This window comes from Martelella sp. HB161492 (assembly GCF_013184775.1).
Classification (GTDB): domain Bacteria; phylum Pseudomonadota; class Alphaproteobacteria; order Rhizobiales; family Rhizobiaceae; genus Martelella.
This window is the reverse complement of sequence record NZ_JAATVV010000001.1, coordinates 54,948-70,966: the sequence shown is the minus strand read 5'-3', so window position 1 is coordinate 70,966 and position 16,019 is coordinate 54,948. Positions and strand designations below refer to the sequence as shown.

Below are 16,019 nucleotides of genomic sequence, written 5' to 3'. Positions count from 1 at the left end.
CATCCCGCCGTCACAAGTCCCCCGCCTGAAGCGGGGGATTTTTTTCGACTGGGGTCAGCCACGCGCTCGATTTGTGCTCAGAACTGAACCAGAATGTTCCTGAACTGCCACGGGTCCTTTTCATCGCGCTTCTCGGCGAAAAGGGTCTGTCGATCGGTGAGCGGGGTCCAGTCGGTATAGTGACCTTCGACCGGGCCGAGATAGGGCATCTGCACCTCAAGGCAGCGGCGGTAATCCATCTCATCGGCTTCTACGATGCCGGCCTCGGGATTTTCCAGTGCCCAGACCATGCCGGCGAGCACAGCTGAGGTGACCTGCAGCGCCGTGGCATTCTGGTAGGGAACGAGATTGCGGGTTTCTTCGATCGAGAGCCGCGAGCCGTACCAGTAGGCATTCTTTTCATGGCCATAGAGCAGCACACCGAGCTCATCGATGCCGGTCAGCAGGTCAGGCTCTTCCAGAACCTTCAGCTCAGGCTGCGGATTGCCGCCATTGCCGAACATCTCGTCGAGCGAGAGCACCGCGACATCGGCCGGGTGATAGGCATAATGGCAGGTCGGGCGATAGACCACCTTGTCCTTGTCATTGCGGACGGTGAAATAATCGGCAATCGAGATCGATTCATTGTGGGTGACGAGAAAGCCATATTGTGCACCCGGCGTCGGGCACCAGCTTCTCACCCGGGTATTGGCGCCGGGCTGCTCCAGATAGATGGCAGCCTTGCAGCCCTTCTTGTGGGTCTTGCCATTCTTCGGCATCCATTCCTCATGGGTGCCCCAGCCAAGCTCGGCCGGCTGCATGCCTTCGGAGATGAAGCCTTCCACAGACCAGGTGTTCCAGAAAACCCCGGTCGGCCGGAAAAATTTCGATTGCTGGGTGTCGCGCTCGGCGATGTGAATGCCCTTGACGCCAACGTCCTTCATCAGCGCCGCCCAGCCCTGGCGATCATCGGCGGCGGGTTCAATGAAATCGCGGCCGGTTTCGCGGGCGAGATCCACCAGTGCCTGCTTGACGAACCAGGAGACCATGCCCGGATTGGCGCCGCAGCAGGAAACGGCCGTCGTGCCGCTGGGGTTCTTGCGCTTTTCCTTGCGCACTGTTTCGCGCAATGCGTAATTGGTGCGGGCGGCATTGCCGGCCTCGGTATCGAAATAGAAGCCAAGCCAGGGCTCCACGACCGTGTCGATATAGAGCGCGCCGACAGAGCGGCAGAGCTTCATGATGTCGAGCGAGGAGGTGTCGACCGACAGATTGACGCAGAAGGCCTGGCCGCCGCCCTCGGTCAGGAGGGGCTCCAGAAGTTCCTCGTAATTGTCCTTGGTGACGCCTGCGTGAATGAAGCGCACGCCGTGCGCCGTTGCCAGGCTTGCGGCATCCTCATTCGGGTCGATGATCACCATACGGGATTTGTCGAAGCGGAAATGGCGTTCGATCAACGGCAGCGTGCCGCGGCCGATGGAACCGAGACCGATCATCACGATGGGGCCGGTGATTTCGGCGTAGATCGGGTAGTCTGTTTGCATTTCCCTGTCCTTCTGCTCTTCCCGGTACTGCACCGGTGAATATGAACATGCTGCGAAATCAATGACAAGGCTAAGCAGCCTGCCGTCTGTTCCGGTTTAGCCGAACCACAATAGAGAGCGATAGTAAAGCATATTTGACAAAGCGGGGCGTGCTTTTGCCGACTGTGACAATCCGGCTCGCGTGGAGTTGTTTCAAGCGATGTTTCGGGTAAAATTCCGTTTACGCCTGATTCATTCTTCCGTCATTGTTGAACAAAAATCGAAAATTATAGTACAATATAAATTAATGTTGTAAATCGGGGGTGATTTGTGGGGATTTACATTGGTATCGCCATTTCACTGATTGCTGTGTTTCTTGTCCTGAGCCTTGTTGTAACGTCATCCAGTTCTGTTCTGTCTTCGATGCTGCGGGACAGGGAAGAAATGCTGAAAGACGCGATCCATGCCATGGTCGATGATGTTGCCATACGCGAAAAGACCATGCGCTGTGGCCTTGTGCCAGGTTGTCTGCCGGCAAATCAAAACGGGGCTGGCCGTGCCGCCGGTTATCCTGCCTTTATCGATACCACCCTGTTCGCGCGGGCGCTGCTGTCTTCGCTTCTGGAGACTGTGAAGGACGAGGCGCAGGTCAGCGGCTCTGAGGTCGATCAGCTTCGCCAGGCGGTTGGCAAAGTCTCAGCGGACACGCATCTCGGCAGTGCCCTGCGCAGCCTCATTGCCACGGGAGAGGGGTCGCTGAAGGCATTCGAGGCCGATCTCGGTCATTGGTATGATGCGACGATGCAGCGTCTGTCCGACATCTATCGCCGACGGCAGCGTCTCATCTGCTTTCTGCTGGGGCTGGGACTTGCCACAGTGCTCAATGCCGATACGCTGAACATGGTGGACCATCTGTCGATCGATTCCGGTGCGCGTGATGCCATGGTGGCCGCCGCTCTGAACCTTGCGGGAAATGGCGATATGATCGTCGATCACTGTACGCCTTCGGCCGCACAGCCGGCGGACGTGGCCAAACCGGATCAGTTGCAATGCCTGAAGGAGCAGGCGGCGACGTTGCTCACCGCTGTCTCACCGGTGTCTCTCGGCTGGAAGGGTGATCCACTCCTGGCAATGGAAGGCTGGAAGTCGCCGCTCACCTGGCTGCGCAAAATATTCGGTCTCCTGATCACGGCGGTCGCCATCTCGCTTGGCGCTCCGTTCTGGTTCGATCTCCTGCGCCGGATTGTCGGCGTGGCAGATATGACGGTGTCAAAGCGGCCGGCGGGCAATCAGGGCGATCAGAACCCATAAGGTGCGGCGCTCTATCTTATTGAATTTACGCATCGTTCTTTTCGAAAATCGATTCAGATTCTCGAGCCGATGCGCTAGAGCAAGCCCTGAAGATAGGCGATCAGCGCTGCGATATTGCTGTCGGACATGTCCTTGTAGCTGCGCTCTTCGGGCTTGAGATTTTCAAGCTTGACGATCATCGACGCGGCAATCCGGCTTTTGTCGGGGTGCCGGGCAATGGCCGTCAGCGGATCGGCGTAGATGCGGATGGTGAAGAGAACCGCGCCCGTCTCCGGCAGGCGGCGCAATGTCTGACGCTCGACCCGCAGGAAATTGCTTTCGATCGGTGAGACCGGCTTGAAGGGATCATCCCGCAGGTGTTTGGAAACCGGCATGGCAAGGCTGTCTGAGCCCTTGAACGACCAGTTGAGGCGGCTCGCCGGCAGGTCAGGCTGGAGGTTGTCGAAAATGCGGTTGACCAGCGTCGCATTGCGGGTGCCACTCTGAAAGCCAGGTACATTGGCATGAACCTCTTCCATTGGCCGTCCGGCCTTTTCCGCCAGCGACCATGACGAGGGAAAGGCAACGAACCCGGCTGCAAGGCGCCAGCTCTCCTTGTTGCGGATGAGGATGGCCAGATCGTCCTGGATCATCAATCCGGCACGCAGGAGCGGGGGCAGGGCCGCATCGGAAAGATCGACGGTCTGACCTGCCATGGTCATGCGGGCGCCATCGCGCCGATAGATCGCGGGATGGTCGGTGGCAAGATGATCCGCCAGCATGGCAAGGGCCTCGGCCTGCGCGGCAAGGCTGTCCTCTGTGGCACGGAAAACGCCGGAAAAATCGCTTTGCAGAAGCTGCCGCTTCTCGTCGAGATAGCGCTTGAGCGCGTCATCCGGCTCGATCCACTGATCTGCTGCCAGAGCCGAAAGGCCGATGGAGAAGGGTTTTTGCGCGCCACCATAGGGCATGTGGCGCGGCAGGTTTGCTTCGGCGACGGGCATTTTCAAAACTTCCCTTCTTTGCAGCCTGTGTTCGGCCGCCAGTCATGTAAAGGGAGTTTTGCGCAGGTTTGTGCCGCCGTGCAATATGGCGGAGGGGGCCAGCGGCCGGATTTTGAAGGTCCAGCCGCCGGCGATGAGGTTCTTGCGGTCAGGCGCGGTCGAGCGCTTCGATCTCGTCGATCAGGCCTTCGATCATCGACAGGCCCTTGCCCCAGAATGCGGGATCGGAGGCATCAAGGCCGAAGGGCTTCAGAAGCTCCGTATGGTGCTTGGTACCGCCGGCACGCAGCAGATCGAAATATTTATCCTGGAAGCCGGTTTCGGCGTTCTGATAGACCGCGTAGAGCGAGTTCACCAGGCAATCACCAAAGGCATAGGCATAGACATAGAACGGCGAGTGGATGAAGTGCGGGATGTAGGCCCAGTAGGTCTCATAACCGGCGCTGAGCCTGATCGCCGGACCGAGGCTGTCGCCCTGAACCGACATCCACATGTCGCAGATCTGGTCTTCGGTCAGTTCGCCCTCGCGGCGGGCGGTGTGGACCTTGCGCTCAAACAGGTAGAAGGCGATCTGGCGGACAACGGTGTTGATCATGTCCTCCACCTTCTGCGCCAGCATCGCCTTGCGGGTGGCCTTGTCCGTCGTCTGGTTCAGCAGTGCCCGGAAGGTCAGCATCTCGCCGAACACCGAAGCGGTTTCAGCCAGTGTCAGCGGCGTGGAGCACATCAGCGCACCCTGTTCTGCGGCGAGAACCTGATGGACGCCATGGCCGAGTTCGTGAGCGAGCGTCATGACGTCGCGCGGTTTGCCGAGGTAGTTCAGCATCACATAGGGATGCGCCGAAGGGACGGTCGGGTGCGCAAAGGCACCGGTACGCTTGCCGGGGCGCACGGGCGCGTCGATCCACTGCTCGTCGAAGAAACGTTTCGCAATCGCGGCCATGTCGGGCGAGAAGGCGCCGTAGGCAGAAAGCACGGTGTCGCGGGCTTCATCCCAGCCAATCAGCCGCTCATTGCTTTCCGGCAGCGGCGCATTGCGGTCCCAGAAATTCATCTGCTCCATGCCGAGCCATTTTGCCTTCATGGCATAATAGCGGTGCGACAGGCGCGGATAGGCTTCCTGCACGGCGGTCGCCAGCGCATCGACAACCTGGCGTTCGACGCGGTTGGACAGATGGCGGCTGTCGGCGATATCCTCGAAGCCATGCCAGCGGCTGTTGATCTCGGTGTCCTTGGCCAGCGTGTTGGTGATCAGCGCGAAGGTGGGCAGGTTGGCCCGCAATGTCTTCGAGACCGCGTCGGCGGCCTTGTGGCGCACCGGCTCCTTGGTATCGGTCAGAAGGTTCAGCGTCTTTTCCAGCGGCATTTCGGTGCCGTCGACGTCAAAGCGCAGGCTGTCCATGGTCTGGTCGAAAAGCCGGTTGAAGGCCTGGGCGCCGGTCATGGATTTCTCCATGAACAGCTGTTCGGTCTTGTCATCCAGCTGATGCGGCTTCTCCAGACGCAGATCGCTCACCCAGGGGCGGTAATGGCCGAAGGCGGGATCGGTTGTCAGGGCGTTTTCGACGACCTCTTCATCCAGCCGGTTCAGTTCCAGTTCGAAGAACAGCAGGTCGCTGTAGATTTCGGTGATGCGGGCGGAGGTGTCGCCGAAAAACTTGCGCAATGCCGGATCGGCCGCATTGGCGTAATAGGCCAGTCCGGCAAAGGAGCCGATCCGTCCGAGCGTGTCGCCGATTGCTTCATAGGCGGCAACGGCCGCGCCAAGCCCGTCCGGACCCGTTGCCGCTGCGGCATCTGCGAGCTTTCCGCGAAACCGGGCGGAAAAATCTCGCGCCTGAGTGGCGACATTGTCGAAGGCCTGCTTGAATTCGGCGGAATCTGGTGCAGGATAGAGGTGGCTGAGATCCCAGACGGGAAGCTGACCCAGAGCCTCTTCCGTTTCTGCCCCGGCAGAGGTTTCAGTCGCGGCGAAGGGGGGATGTGGGTGCATCATCGGATCTGCCTTTCATCTGTTTCGGACGTGTTATTGCGTTCGTCAGGCAGATTTATGGTCTCGGCGTTTCCCTCGCAAGAGATGTTTCGAAGCATTGACGTGTGTCATCGTGTTTAACGGTTGCTAAAGGATAAGATTGTAGAAATCCTCCGATGCCGTTAAACCAATGTTGACCATAACGACTTGGGACAAGTGATGGGGGGCTGTGTTGCCGCGTTTGCGCCTCATTGGAACGGCAATCAATGAGTATGTATTGCGTATTCGTGGCTGCAGACTGACTGTACCGGTGTGGGGAGCCGAAGATGGTCTGGTGCGCCCGAGAGGGAGTTTGGGTTTTGCTCATCCGTAATTTCTTTGCAACGCACGCAAGGCTTCTCGCGATCGTTATGATCGCGCTCGCCTGCCTGTGCAGTTTCGGAACGGCCGGCGCGCGGGCGGAGACGCGCACGCTCAAACTCTATTATATTCACACCGGCGAGAAGGCTGAGATCACCTTCAAGCGCAATGGGCGCTATGACAAGAAAGGTCTCGAGCAGCTCAACTGGTTCCTGCGTGACTGGCGCCATAACGAGCCGACAAAAATGGACCCGCGCCTGTTTGACCTGGTCTGGGAAGTTTATCAGAAGGTCGGCGCCAAGGATTATATCAACGTCGTTTCCGCCTACCGTTCTCCCGCCACCAATTCGATGCTGCGCAAGACCACGGTGGGCGTCGCCAAAAACAGCCAGCATATGCAGGGCAAGGCGATGGATTTCTTCATTCCCGGCATTCCGCTGAAAACCTTGCGTGCGACGGCGATGAAGATGCAGGATGGTGGCGTCGGCTATTATCCGACCTCGGGCTCGCCTTTCGTCCATCTTGATGTGGCAAGCGTCCGGGCCTGGCCGCGGATGAGCCGGTCGGAACTGGTTCAGCTCTTTCCCAACGGTCACACGCTGCACCTGCCGGCCGACGGCAAGCCGCTGCCAGGTTATGCCGAAGCGCTGGCCGAATATAAGGCCAAGGGCTCTGTCAGCACGCCCGGCGCCGTTCTTGTTGCAAGCGCCGATGATGGTGACGAAGATGAATCCCCGAGCCTGATTGCCCGGCTGTTCAGCCGGGGCAGCAAGAATGAGCCTGCAGCACCGCAGAGCCGGCCTCAGCCGGCTGCGGCAGTCGCAGCGCAGCCTGCACCGGCCGCACCGGCACCGGATCCGGTCGAGGTGCTGACAGCATCCGTTTCCTTTGATGGCATTGATGTGCCGGTGCCTCAGGCGCGGCCGGGATCGGTCGAGGCCGCAACCGGTTCGGCACTGGCGCTTGTCGATCCGTCGCCCTCCGAGACTGCGCCGGCTGTTGCCGCGCTTGCCGCTGTGCCGCTGCCAGCGGGACGTCCCGCCGGGCTTGAGGCCGATTCCGGAACGCCGATTGATGCGGCGGCAACGGTTGAGGTCGCGTCGCTGGATGAGGGGGAGGCCGCAGCCGATGCTGCAATCATCAGCGGCGGTGATGCGGTGCCGCTGCCAAGCCCGCGTGCAGGTGACGCGGCAGGCACGGCGATCAACCCGACTGCGACAGCCGTTTTCGCTGAAGCTGAAAACGTACCAATGCCGGTTCGCGATCCGCGGGTCGCCGTCCGCACGGCCCTGGCGAAACAGCTGGAATCAGTCGACACGATTGCCGTTGCAAATGCCGAGCCTGATGACTTCCGCAGCGTTTTCCAGCCCGATGTCGCGCTTGCTGCGCTGCAGAGGGGAAAAGTAAGTGTCGACCGCGGCGGACGCGTCAGCGACGTGGACTATGCCGTCGTCACCGTCGAAAAACCTGTTGCACCGGCGAAGAGACAGCTGTTTGGACCGGCGCGCGCCCAGGCCGCTGTGGTGCTCGAATCTGGCCATGTGCCCCACCGCTCACCTTCGGTGACGAACTTCGACAGCGGTCGTTTCTAAGGTTGCATCCCGATCAAATTTTAGTTGTGGGTTGTATCTTTTTTACGTAAATTGCGCCCCATGACCCGATTCGATCCATTTGTTGCTATTTCCGATCCAAACCGCCGCCATCTGCTGATGGCGTTGCGGCGCGAACCGAAAACCGTCACGGAGCTCTCTGATGGGTTGCCGATCAGCAGGCCTGCTGTCTCACAGCATCTCAAGGCCCTGCTCGACAGCAATCTTGTCAGCGTAACGCCGGTCGGCACGAAGCGGTTCTATTCGATAAATCCCGAAGGCTTTGCCAAGCTGAGTGTGTGGATACACCAGTTCTGATCGGGCTGCCCCCGGGCCCGTGCCGGCCCGTGGGTGGACTAGCGCATCGTTCTTTTCGAAAATCGGAATTGATTTTCGAAAAGAACGATGCGTCGATTCAATAAGATAGAGTGTCCTGGTGCGTCCAAAAGGACGCACGGCGCTCTAGCGCGGTGCCGGGCCGGTGGAGGCCCGCACAATCAGTTCAGGGCGCCAAAGCTCCTGAGAATTGTCCTTTTCAATGCAATTGATCCGCAGGATCAGCCTTTCGGCAATGCGCTTGCCGGCGGCCTTGAGCGATGAGCGCGTGGTCGTCAGCGGAACGATGAAATTTTCCGGACGCAGCAGCGGCAGGACGTCGTCGTAGGATATCAGCGAGACGTCTCGGCCGAGCGCAAGGCCGGCCTGGGAAACGGCGCGAACCGCGCCGAGCGCCTGCACCATGCTGGAGCACAGCATGGCCGTGGGGGCGTCCGGAAGCGAGAGGAACGTCATGGCCGCCTGCTGGCCGGCCGCTTCCGTCATCTTCACCGGCATGTGCAGTTCACGCTTCAGGCTCAGTCCCATTTCAGCTAGGGCGCGGATCATGCCGTCGCGGCGGCGGATGGCAAAGCCAAACTGCTCATCGCCATTGATCAGTCCGATGCGCCTGTGGCCAAGCTGCAGCAGCAGGCGTGTCGCATCGTAGAAGGCACTTTCATTGTCGACGTCGAGCGAGGGGTAGGGCAGGTTGGTATCGAAGAACCGGCCATGCACGATGAAGGGCAGGCCGAAGGAATGCATCATATCGACGCGTGAGTCATTTTCGCGGATATAGGCGAGGCACAGGCCGTCAACATTGCCGCTGGTGGCAAGACTGCGCAGCGCGCTGACTTCGTCCGCGGGATCGGACGGCATGATGACAAGGTGAAAATCCTCCTGGCGCGCCGTCTCGCCGACGCCACTCAGAAATTCACCGAAATGCAGGTCTGACATGACATCCGCGCCGACGGGCATCAGCAGGCCGATCGATCCTGCCTTGCCGGTGGCAAGGCGCTGCGCCGTGCGGTTCGGGCGGTAGCCGGTTTCGCGCGCAGCCTTCAGCACGCGCTCGCGTGTTGCCGTATTGACCTCTGGATATCCGTTCAGCGCGCGTGACACTGTTGTCGGCGAAAGTCCGAGCAGCGACGACAGTTGCTTAAGGTTCACTCCCACATCCTCCGTGACGCCTTCAAAGGTGCTCCATTCTTCCCGCATCCTTCAAAGCGTTTTGAGTTTTTTAACAAGCGAATGGGGCTGGGGAAAAGGGAAAATATCATAAAGAAACGAAAATTTCCGCAATTTGAAACTGTATTTGGCAAAAAAGTGGTCATTTTACGGGAAAGGGGTTGACTCGGAGGCCGCAGACGAGAATTCTCAGCTATTGTCAAAGCGCTTTGGAGAAAGCGTTTATTGACAAGATTTGGCCTCTTGGGCCTGAATGTGATGGGAGGTAAATCACATGAAAAAAGTCCTTCTGACCGGCGCTGCCACGCTGGCACTCTTTGTTGGTGCCGCGCATTCCGCCGATCTCAAATTTGCACCTGGTGAGGATTCCCGTTTCAACTGGGACAGCTTCACGCAGTTTTCCGAGGCCCATCAGGATCTGAAGGGCCAGACCCTTTCGATCTTCGGCCCCTGGCTCGGTCCTGACAAGGACCTGTTCACGAGCGTTCTGGCCTATTTCGAGGAAGCAACGGGCGTTACCGTCAACTACGCCGGTTCCGATTCCTTTGAGCAGCAGATCGTGATCGACACCCAGGCGGGCAGCCCGGCCAATATCGCCGTGTTTCCGCAGCCTGGCCTTGCTGCCGATCTGGCGGCCAAGGGCCTCTTGACACCGCTTCCGGCCGATACGGCGAAGTTCCTCGAGGACAATTATGCCGCCGGCGAAAGCTGGGTCAGCCTTTCGACCTATCCCGGCCCTGACGGGAAGAAGAATCTCTATGTCTTCCCCTACAAGGCCGACCTGAAGTCGCTGGTCTGGTATGTTCCCGACAACTTTGCCGATGCCGGCTATGAAGTACCGAAGACGATGGAAGAGCTGAAGGCTCTGACCCAGCAGATCGTTGACGACGGCGGTACGCCGTGGTGCATCGGGCTTGGTTCGGGCGCTGCGACCGGCTGGCCGGCAACCGACTGGGTTGAAGACCTGATGCTGCGCAATCAGCCGCCGGAAGTCTACGACCAGTGGGTCACCAACGAAATCCCCTTCAATGATCCGCGTGTCGTTGACACGATCAAGGATTTCGGCTGGTTTGCCAAGAATGACAAGTTCGTAGACGGTGGCACAGCTGCCGTTGCCGCAACCGACTTCCGCGACAGCCCGAAGGGTCTCTTCACCTCGCCGCCGAAGTGCTACATGCACCACATGGCATCCTTCATCCCGTCCTTCTTCCCGGATGATGTTGAACTTGGCACGGATGCCGATTTCTTCTACTTCCCGCCTTATGAAAGCAAGGATCTTGGTTCGCCTGTGGAAGGTGCTGGCACGCTGTTCGGCATCACCAAGGACAGCCCGGCTGCCGAAGCTTTCATCCAGTTCCTGGAAACGCCGATCGCCCACGAGATCTGGATGGCACAGTCGGGCTTCCTGACGCCGTTCAAGGGTGTCAATCCTGATGCCTATGCCAATGACACGCTGCGCGGCGAAGGCGAGATCCTGACCCAGGCCACGACCTTCCGCTTCGATGGTTCCGACATGATGCCGGGCAAGATCGGTGCGGGCGCTTTCTGGACAGGTATGGTAGACTATGTCGGCGGCCAGAGTGCCGAAGATGTTGCTGACCAGATCCAGAAGTCCTGGGACGCCATCAAGCAGTAAACTGCTAGTTCTGTCAGGACGCTGAAATTCCCCGGGCCGGTTTCGACTGGCCCGGTTGGCTTCAGGCCTGGCGAGGTTTTCAAATGGGTATCGTTTCCCGCTCGAAGAAAGCAGGCGAACCTAGGGAGTTGAAGACTCGTGCAACAAGTTCTCTTTGCCTTAACGACGATGGTGGTGGGCGTCCTTGCGGCGGTGCTCTATTTTTATGTCACCAACAAGGTTCTGGACCTGATCTTTCCGTCGAACACGCTCGATCCGGCCACCGGCGCACGCAACTTGCGTGTATCCGGCTATATCCGCCCCTGGCTGTTTCTCGGCCCGGCGCTTCTCTCGCTCGGTGTCTATCTCGTCTATCCCGTCGTCGCCTCGGTCGGATATTCGCTGAGCGATGCTTCGGGCAACAACTGGGTCGGCCTCGCCAATTACAAATGGATGTTCGGTGATACCGAATTCCGTGAATCCGTACTCAACAACCTGATGTGGCTGGTCTTCGTGCCGGCCATGTCGACCTTTTTCGGGCTCGTCATCGCCTGGCTTACCGACCGTATCTGGTGGGGCAATATCGCCAAGATGATGATCTTCATGCCGATGGCGATTTCCTTTGTCGGCGCGGCAGTGATCTGGAAATTCGTCTATGACTATCGCGGTGCCGGCAGCGATCAGATCGGCCTGTTGAACGCGATTGTTGTCGGGCTTGGCGGTGATCCGCAGGTCTGGATCGCGACACCGTTCTGGAACAACTTCTTCCTGATGATCATCCTGCTGTGGATCCAGACCGGCTTCGCCATGGTGCTTTTGTCAGCAGCGCTGCGCGGTATTCCTGAAGAGACGATCGAAGCTGCTGTCATCGATGGTGCCAACGGCTTTCAGATCTTCTTCAAGATCATGATCCCGCAGATCTATCCGACGATTGCCGTTGTCTGGACCACGATCACCATCACCGTGCTGAAGGTCTTCGATATCGTCCTCACCATGACCAACGGCCAGTGGAATACCCAGGTGCTTGCCAATCTCATGTTCGACTGGATGTTCCGCGGCGGCGGTGACTTTGGCCGTGGCGCGGCAATTGCCGTCGTCATCATGGTCCTCGTCGTTCCGATCATGGTCTGGAACATCCGCAATGCGAACAAACAGATGGAGGGGCGCTGACATGTATGCCCATAAAAAATCGCCCCTGGTCTGGTTTTCGCATATCACCGTGCTTCTGCTGGTGATCTTGTGGACAGTACCGACATTCGGTCTGCTCGTGACGTCGCTGCGTGACAAGGACCAGATCGTTGCGTCCGGCTGGTGGACGGCGCTTGCGTCCTCAACGCAGAACCTCGTCTACCGTGCGCCGGCCGCCGATGCCCAGATTGAGCAGGCGGATGGCACCTTCACCATCACCGGCAATGCGCTGGAAGGCGGAAAGGGCCATGTGTCGCATTTCGGCACGTCGTCGCTGAAGCCGGATGAATATAAGGTTGGCGACACGGCCGATCTGAAGGACGGACAGACGCTCACGGTGGCAAAGAATGGCGATTTCACCATCGCCTCGCCGACAGCGTTTGAAGGCTCGCGCGGCCAGCGCATCTTCATCACCGCAACGACGCCGCCGGTTTTCACGCTGGACAATTACCGCAATGTTCTTGGCTCTGAGGGCATCGGCCAGTCCTTCCTGAACTCGCTCACGGTGGCGTTGCCATCGACGGTGATCCCGATTCTGGTCGCCGCCTATGCTGCCTATGCGCTGGCATGGATGAAATTCCCGATGCGCAACCTGTTGCTGGCCATTGTCGTCGGCCTTCTGGTTGTTCCGCTGCAGATGTCGCTGATTCCGCTGCTGCGGATGTATAATGGCATTGGCAATTTCTTTGGCGTGCCCTCAAAGACCTATGTCGGCATATGGCTGGCGCATATGGGTTTCGGTCTGCCGCTGGCGATCTATCTGCTGCGCAACTATATCGCCGGCCTGCCGCGCGAGATCATGGAATCGGCCCGTGTCGATGGTGCGAATGATTTCACCATTTTCAACAAGATCATCCTGCCGCTGTCCTATCCGGCGCTCGCCTCTTTCGCGATTTTCCAGTTCCTGTGGACGTGGAACGACCTTCTGGTTGCAACCGTCTTCCTGGATAACTCCGAAAAGACCCTGGTGCTGACGGCCCGCCTGCGCGAGTTGCTCGGTTCGCGTGGCGGTAACTGGGAAATCCTGACGGCCTCGGCCTTCGTCTCGATGATCGTGCCGCTCTGTGTCTTCTTCGCGCTGAACCGCTTCCTGGTCCGCGGTCTCCTGTCCGGCTCGGTCAAGGGCGGCTGAACGCCCCTGGCCTCAAAGCTTCAACCTTTTCGAGAACAAGAAAATGTCAATCAACGAACAAGCAACCAAGGGTGTCGACAAGGACTGGTGGCGCGGTGCGGTGATCTATCAGATCTATCCGCGTTCCTTTCAGGACACCAATGGCGATGGGATCGGCGACGTCAAGGGTATCACCAACCGGCTCGATTATATCGCCGGTCTTGGCGCCGATGCGATCTGGATTTCGCCCTTCTTCACCTCGCCGATGAAGGATTTCGGCTACGATGTCTCCAATTACTGCGACATCGATCCGATGTTCGGCACGCTCGCCGATTTCGACGAAATGATTGCCAAGGCCCATGGCCTGGGCCTCAAGATCATGATCGATCTGGTGCTGTCGCACACATCCGAGCAGCATCCATGGTTCGTCGAAAGCCGTTCCAGCCGCGATAATGCCAAGGCCGACTGGTATGTCTGGGCCGATGCAAAGCCCGACGGTTCGGCCCCGAACAACTGGCTGTCGATCTTCGGCGGCTCTGCCTGGCAGTGGGACTCCCGTCGGCTGCAGTACTACATGCATAACTTCCTGGTGTCGCAGCCGGATCTGAACTTCCATAATCCGGACGTGCAGAATGCTCTGCTGGATGTTGCGCGCTTCTGGCTGGAGCGTGGTGTTGATGGCTTCCGCCTCGACACGATCAACTTCTACTTCTGTGACAAGGAATTGCGTGACAACCCGCCTTTGGCGCCGGAACTGCGCAATGACAGCACGGCACCTGCGGTCAATCCCTATAACTACCAGCTTCATGTCTATGACAAGAGCCGGCCGGAAAATCTGGAATTCCTGAAGCGCCTGAGAGCGGTGATGGAAGAATATCCGGCGATTGCGGCGGTTGGCGAGGTCGGCGATTCGCAGCGCGGGCTGGAGATTGTCGGCGAATATACATCCGGCAACGACAAGATGCAGATGTGTTATGCCTTCGAGTTCCTGGCCCCGCAGAAGGTGACGCCGCAGCGCGTGATTGAATCGATCAATGCCTTTGATGCCGCAGCCCCTGAAGGCTGGGCCTGCTGGGCATTTTCCAATCACGATGTTGTCCGTCATCTGACGCGCTGGGGCGAAGGGGTTCAAGACGAAGTCGCCTATGCCAAGATGCTCGGCGCCCTGTTGATGACACTGCGTGGCTCGGTCTGCATCTATGAGGGCGAGGAGCTTGGCCTGACGGAGGCCGATATCGCCTTTGACGATCTGCAGGATCCCTATGGCATCGAGTTCTGGCCGGAATTCAAGGGGCGTGACGGTTGCCGCACGCCGATGGTCTGGCAGGCCGGTGCAAACAATGCAGGCTTTTCGACAGCGGAAACGACCTGGCTGCCCGTGGCACCCGAACATGTGATGAAATCGGTGGATGTGCAGCAGGGCAATGCCGCTTCGGTGCTGGAACAGTATCGCCGCTTCATCGCTTTCCGCCGGCAGCACCCGGCCTTTGCCAAGGGCGAGATCACCTTCCTGCCGACCGGCAGCGAGACATTACTGGCGTTTACGCGCAGTCTAGACGGTGAGACTGTCTTTGTACTCTTCAATATGGCAGAAAAAGCCCAGACGGCGAGCCTGCCCGATGAAAACCTTGTCGCCCTCGCAGCGGAGGAGCACGGCTTTGCCAGCAGCGCGGCCGATGGCGGCACCATTGAACTCCCGGCCTGGGGCGCTTACTTCGCCCGCCTTGGAAACTGAAGGAAAGGGGCGAAAAATGACTGGCGTTACGCTGAAACAAGTCAAGAAGAGCTATGGCAAGGTCGAGGTTCTGCACGGTGTGGACCTGGATATCACGCCCGGTGAATTTGTCGTCTTTGTTGGACCTTCGGGCTGCGGCAAGTCGACCCTGCTGCGCATGATCGCTGGACTGGAGGATATATCCGGCGGTGAGATCTTCATCGACGGACAGGTGGTCAATGACATTCCGCCATCCAAGCGCGGCATTGCCATGGTGTTCCAGTCCTATGCGCTCTATCCGCACATGTCTGTCTATGACAACATGGCTTTTGGCATGCGGATCGCCAAGGAAAGCAAGCAGGAGATCGATCAGCGGGTGCGCAAAGCGGCGGACATGCTGCAGATCACCCCTTATCTTGACCGTCTGCCAAAGGCGCTTTCGGGCGGTCAGCGTCAGCGCGTGGCCATCGGCCGCGCCATCTGCCGCGATCCGAAGGTATTCCTGTTCGATGAACCGCTATCGAACCTCGATGCCGCGCTGCGCGTTGCAACGCGTATCGAGATCGCCAAGCTTAACGATTCCATGCCCGATACGACGATGATCTATGTGACACATGACCAGGTCGAGGCCATGACGCTCGCGGATCGGATTGTTGTTCTGTCCGGCGGCTTTATCGAGCAGGTCGGTCCGCCGCTGGAGCTCTATGAGCGTCCGGCCAACCTCTTCGTTGCCCAGTTCATCGGCTCACCTGCCATGAACATCATGCCGGCGGTGATCACGCGGGCGGGGGAGACGACGGAGATCGAGCTCAGGGACGGCAAGCGGGTCAACGTGCCGGTCAAGACGCCGGATGGCGATGTCGGCAAGCCTGTTTCCTTCGGCGTCCGTCCCGAAGATGTGCGCGAGGCCGCAGAAGATGAGGATTTTCTGTTTGAAGGGACCGTTTCGATCCTTGAAGCGCTCGGCGAAGTGACGCTGATCTATATCGAGGGCAAGCTGGTCGATGATGATCCGATCATCGTCAAGCTTCCGGGCATTCACGAAGGCAAGCCGGGCGATGCGATGCGTTTTGTCGCAGAACCGGACAAGCTGCATCTTTTTGACGAAAGCGGCCGCAGCTATCTCTACCCGAAGGGCTGAGCTGGCGCTGCCTTTTGAGGAAAGGCGGCA

The 16,019-nt window shown here is 58.9% G+C and carries 12 protein-coding genes; 8 read left to right on the top strand and 4 right to left on the bottom strand.

Annotation, left to right across the window (positions count from 1 at the left end):
• Positions 1-77: 77 nt before the first annotated feature.
• Positions 78-1,523: a homospermidine synthase gene (locus tag HCK86_RS00300; RefSeq protein ID WP_176082487.1), complete on the bottom strand. Its 1,446-nt coding sequence runs from the start codon at positions 1,521-1,523 to the stop codon at positions 78-80.
• 309 nt (positions 1,524-1,832) lie between these two features.
• Between HCK86_RS00300 and HCK86_RS00295 the strand changes: the two genes are divergently transcribed.
• Complete coding sequence (locus tag HCK86_RS00295) at positions 1,833-2,813, top strand: hypothetical protein (RefSeq protein ID WP_176082486.1); 981 nt, start codon at positions 1,833-1,835, stop codon at positions 2,811-2,813.
• A 74-nt stretch (positions 2,814-2,887) separates the two neighbouring features.
• On the opposite strand, the gene HCK86_RS00290 is transcribed toward HCK86_RS00295, so the two are convergent.
• Together HCK86_RS00290 and HCK86_RS00285 are read right to left on the bottom strand one after the other, a co-directional pair.
• A complete protein-coding gene (locus HCK86_RS00290) occupies positions 2,888-3,796 on the bottom strand; it encodes a DUF3445 domain-containing protein (protein WP_176082485.1) in 909 nt (302 codons plus the stop codon).
• Between the two features lie 148 nt (positions 3,797-3,944).
• Positions 3,945-5,789, bottom strand: coding sequence for a M3 family oligoendopeptidase (locus HCK86_RS00285; RefSeq protein WP_176082929.1), 1,845 nt, complete (start codon positions 5,787-5,789; stop codon positions 3,945-3,947).
• A gap of 338 nt (positions 5,790-6,127) precedes the next feature.
• On the opposite strand from HCK86_RS00285, the gene HCK86_RS00280 reads away from it, so the two are divergent.
• Positions 6,128-7,720: a DUF882 domain-containing protein gene (locus tag HCK86_RS00280; RefSeq protein WP_246739399.1), complete on the top strand. Its 1,593-nt coding sequence runs from the start codon at positions 6,128-6,130 to the stop codon at positions 7,718-7,720.
• Positions 7,721-7,780: 60 nt separating this feature from the next.
• Positions 7,781-8,035: a metalloregulator ArsR/SmtB family transcription factor gene (locus HCK86_RS00275; protein ID WP_141148674.1), complete on the top strand. Its 255-nt coding sequence runs from the start codon at positions 7,781-7,783 to the stop codon at positions 8,033-8,035.
• A 144-nt stretch (positions 8,036-8,179) separates the two neighbouring features.
• On the opposite strand, the gene HCK86_RS00270 is transcribed toward HCK86_RS00275, so the two are convergent.
• A complete protein-coding gene (locus tag HCK86_RS00270; protein WP_176082484.1) occupies positions 8,180-9,202 on the bottom strand; it encodes a substrate-binding domain-containing protein in 1,023 nt (340 codons plus the stop codon).
• 292 nt (positions 9,203-9,494) lie between these two features.
• On the opposite strand from HCK86_RS00270, the gene HCK86_RS00265 reads away from it, so the two are divergent.
• The 5 genes from HCK86_RS00265 (at position 9,495) to ugpC (ending at position 15,989) form a co-directional block, all read left to right on the top strand.
• On the top strand, positions 9,495-10,856 hold the full coding sequence (locus HCK86_RS00265; protein ID WP_176082483.1) for an ABC transporter substrate-binding protein: 1,362 nt from the start codon (positions 9,495-9,497) through the stop codon (positions 10,854-10,856).
• A gap of 138 nt (positions 10,857-10,994) precedes the next feature.
• Positions 10,995-12,005, top strand: a complete 1,011-nt coding sequence (locus HCK86_RS00260; RefSeq protein WP_176082482.1) for a sugar ABC transporter permease — start codon at positions 10,995-10,997, stop codon at positions 12,003-12,005.
• Position 12,006: 1 nt separating this feature from the next.
• Positions 12,007-13,155, top strand: coding sequence for a carbohydrate ABC transporter permease (locus HCK86_RS00255; RefSeq protein WP_176082481.1), 1,149 nt, complete (start codon positions 12,007-12,009; stop codon positions 13,153-13,155).
• Between the two features lie 43 nt (positions 13,156-13,198).
• Positions 13,199-14,869 carry an alpha-glucosidase family protein gene (locus tag HCK86_RS00250; RefSeq protein WP_176082480.1) on the top strand — a complete coding sequence of 557 codons (1,671 nt, stop codon included), beginning with the start codon at positions 13,199-13,201 and terminating at the stop codon, positions 14,867-14,869.
• A gap of 16 nt (positions 14,870-14,885) precedes the next feature.
• Entirely contained in the window at positions 14,886-15,989 is a 1,104-nt protein-coding gene (ugpC, locus tag HCK86_RS00245; RefSeq protein ID WP_176082479.1) for a sn-glycerol-3-phosphate ABC transporter ATP-binding protein UgpC, read from the top strand.
• Positions 15,990-16,019 lie beyond the last annotated feature (30 nt).

Excerpts from the sequence above, each read along its gene's own strand:
- HCK86_RS00300 (WP_176082487.1), bottom strand. The coding sequence starts at position 1,523 with ATGCAAACAGACTACCCGATCTACGCCGAAATCACCGGCCCCATCGTG.
- HCK86_RS00290 (WP_176082485.1), bottom strand. The coding sequence starts at position 3,796 with ATGCCCGTCGCCGAAGCAAACCTGCCGCGCCACATGCCCTATGGTGGC.
- HCK86_RS00285 (WP_176082929.1), bottom strand. The coding sequence starts at position 5,789 with ATGCACCCACATCCCCCCTTCGCCGCGACTGAAACCTCTGCCGGGGCA.
- HCK86_RS00275 (WP_141148674.1), top strand. The coding sequence starts at position 7,781 with ATGACCCGATTCGATCCATTTGTTGCTATTTCCGATCCAAACCGCCGC.
- HCK86_RS00265 (WP_176082483.1), top strand. The coding sequence starts at position 9,495 with ATGAAAAAAGTCCTTCTGACCGGCGCTGCCACGCTGGCACTCTTTGTT.
- HCK86_RS00255 (WP_176082481.1), top strand. The coding sequence starts at position 12,007 with ATGTATGCCCATAAAAAATCGCCCCTGGTCTGGTTTTCGCATATCACC.
- HCK86_RS00250 (WP_176082480.1), top strand. The coding sequence starts at position 13,199 with ATGTCAATCAACGAACAAGCAACCAAGGGTGTCGACAAGGACTGGTGG.
- ugpC (WP_176082479.1), top strand. The coding sequence starts at position 14,886 with ATGACTGGCGTTACGCTGAAACAAGTCAAGAAGAGCTATGGCAAGGTC.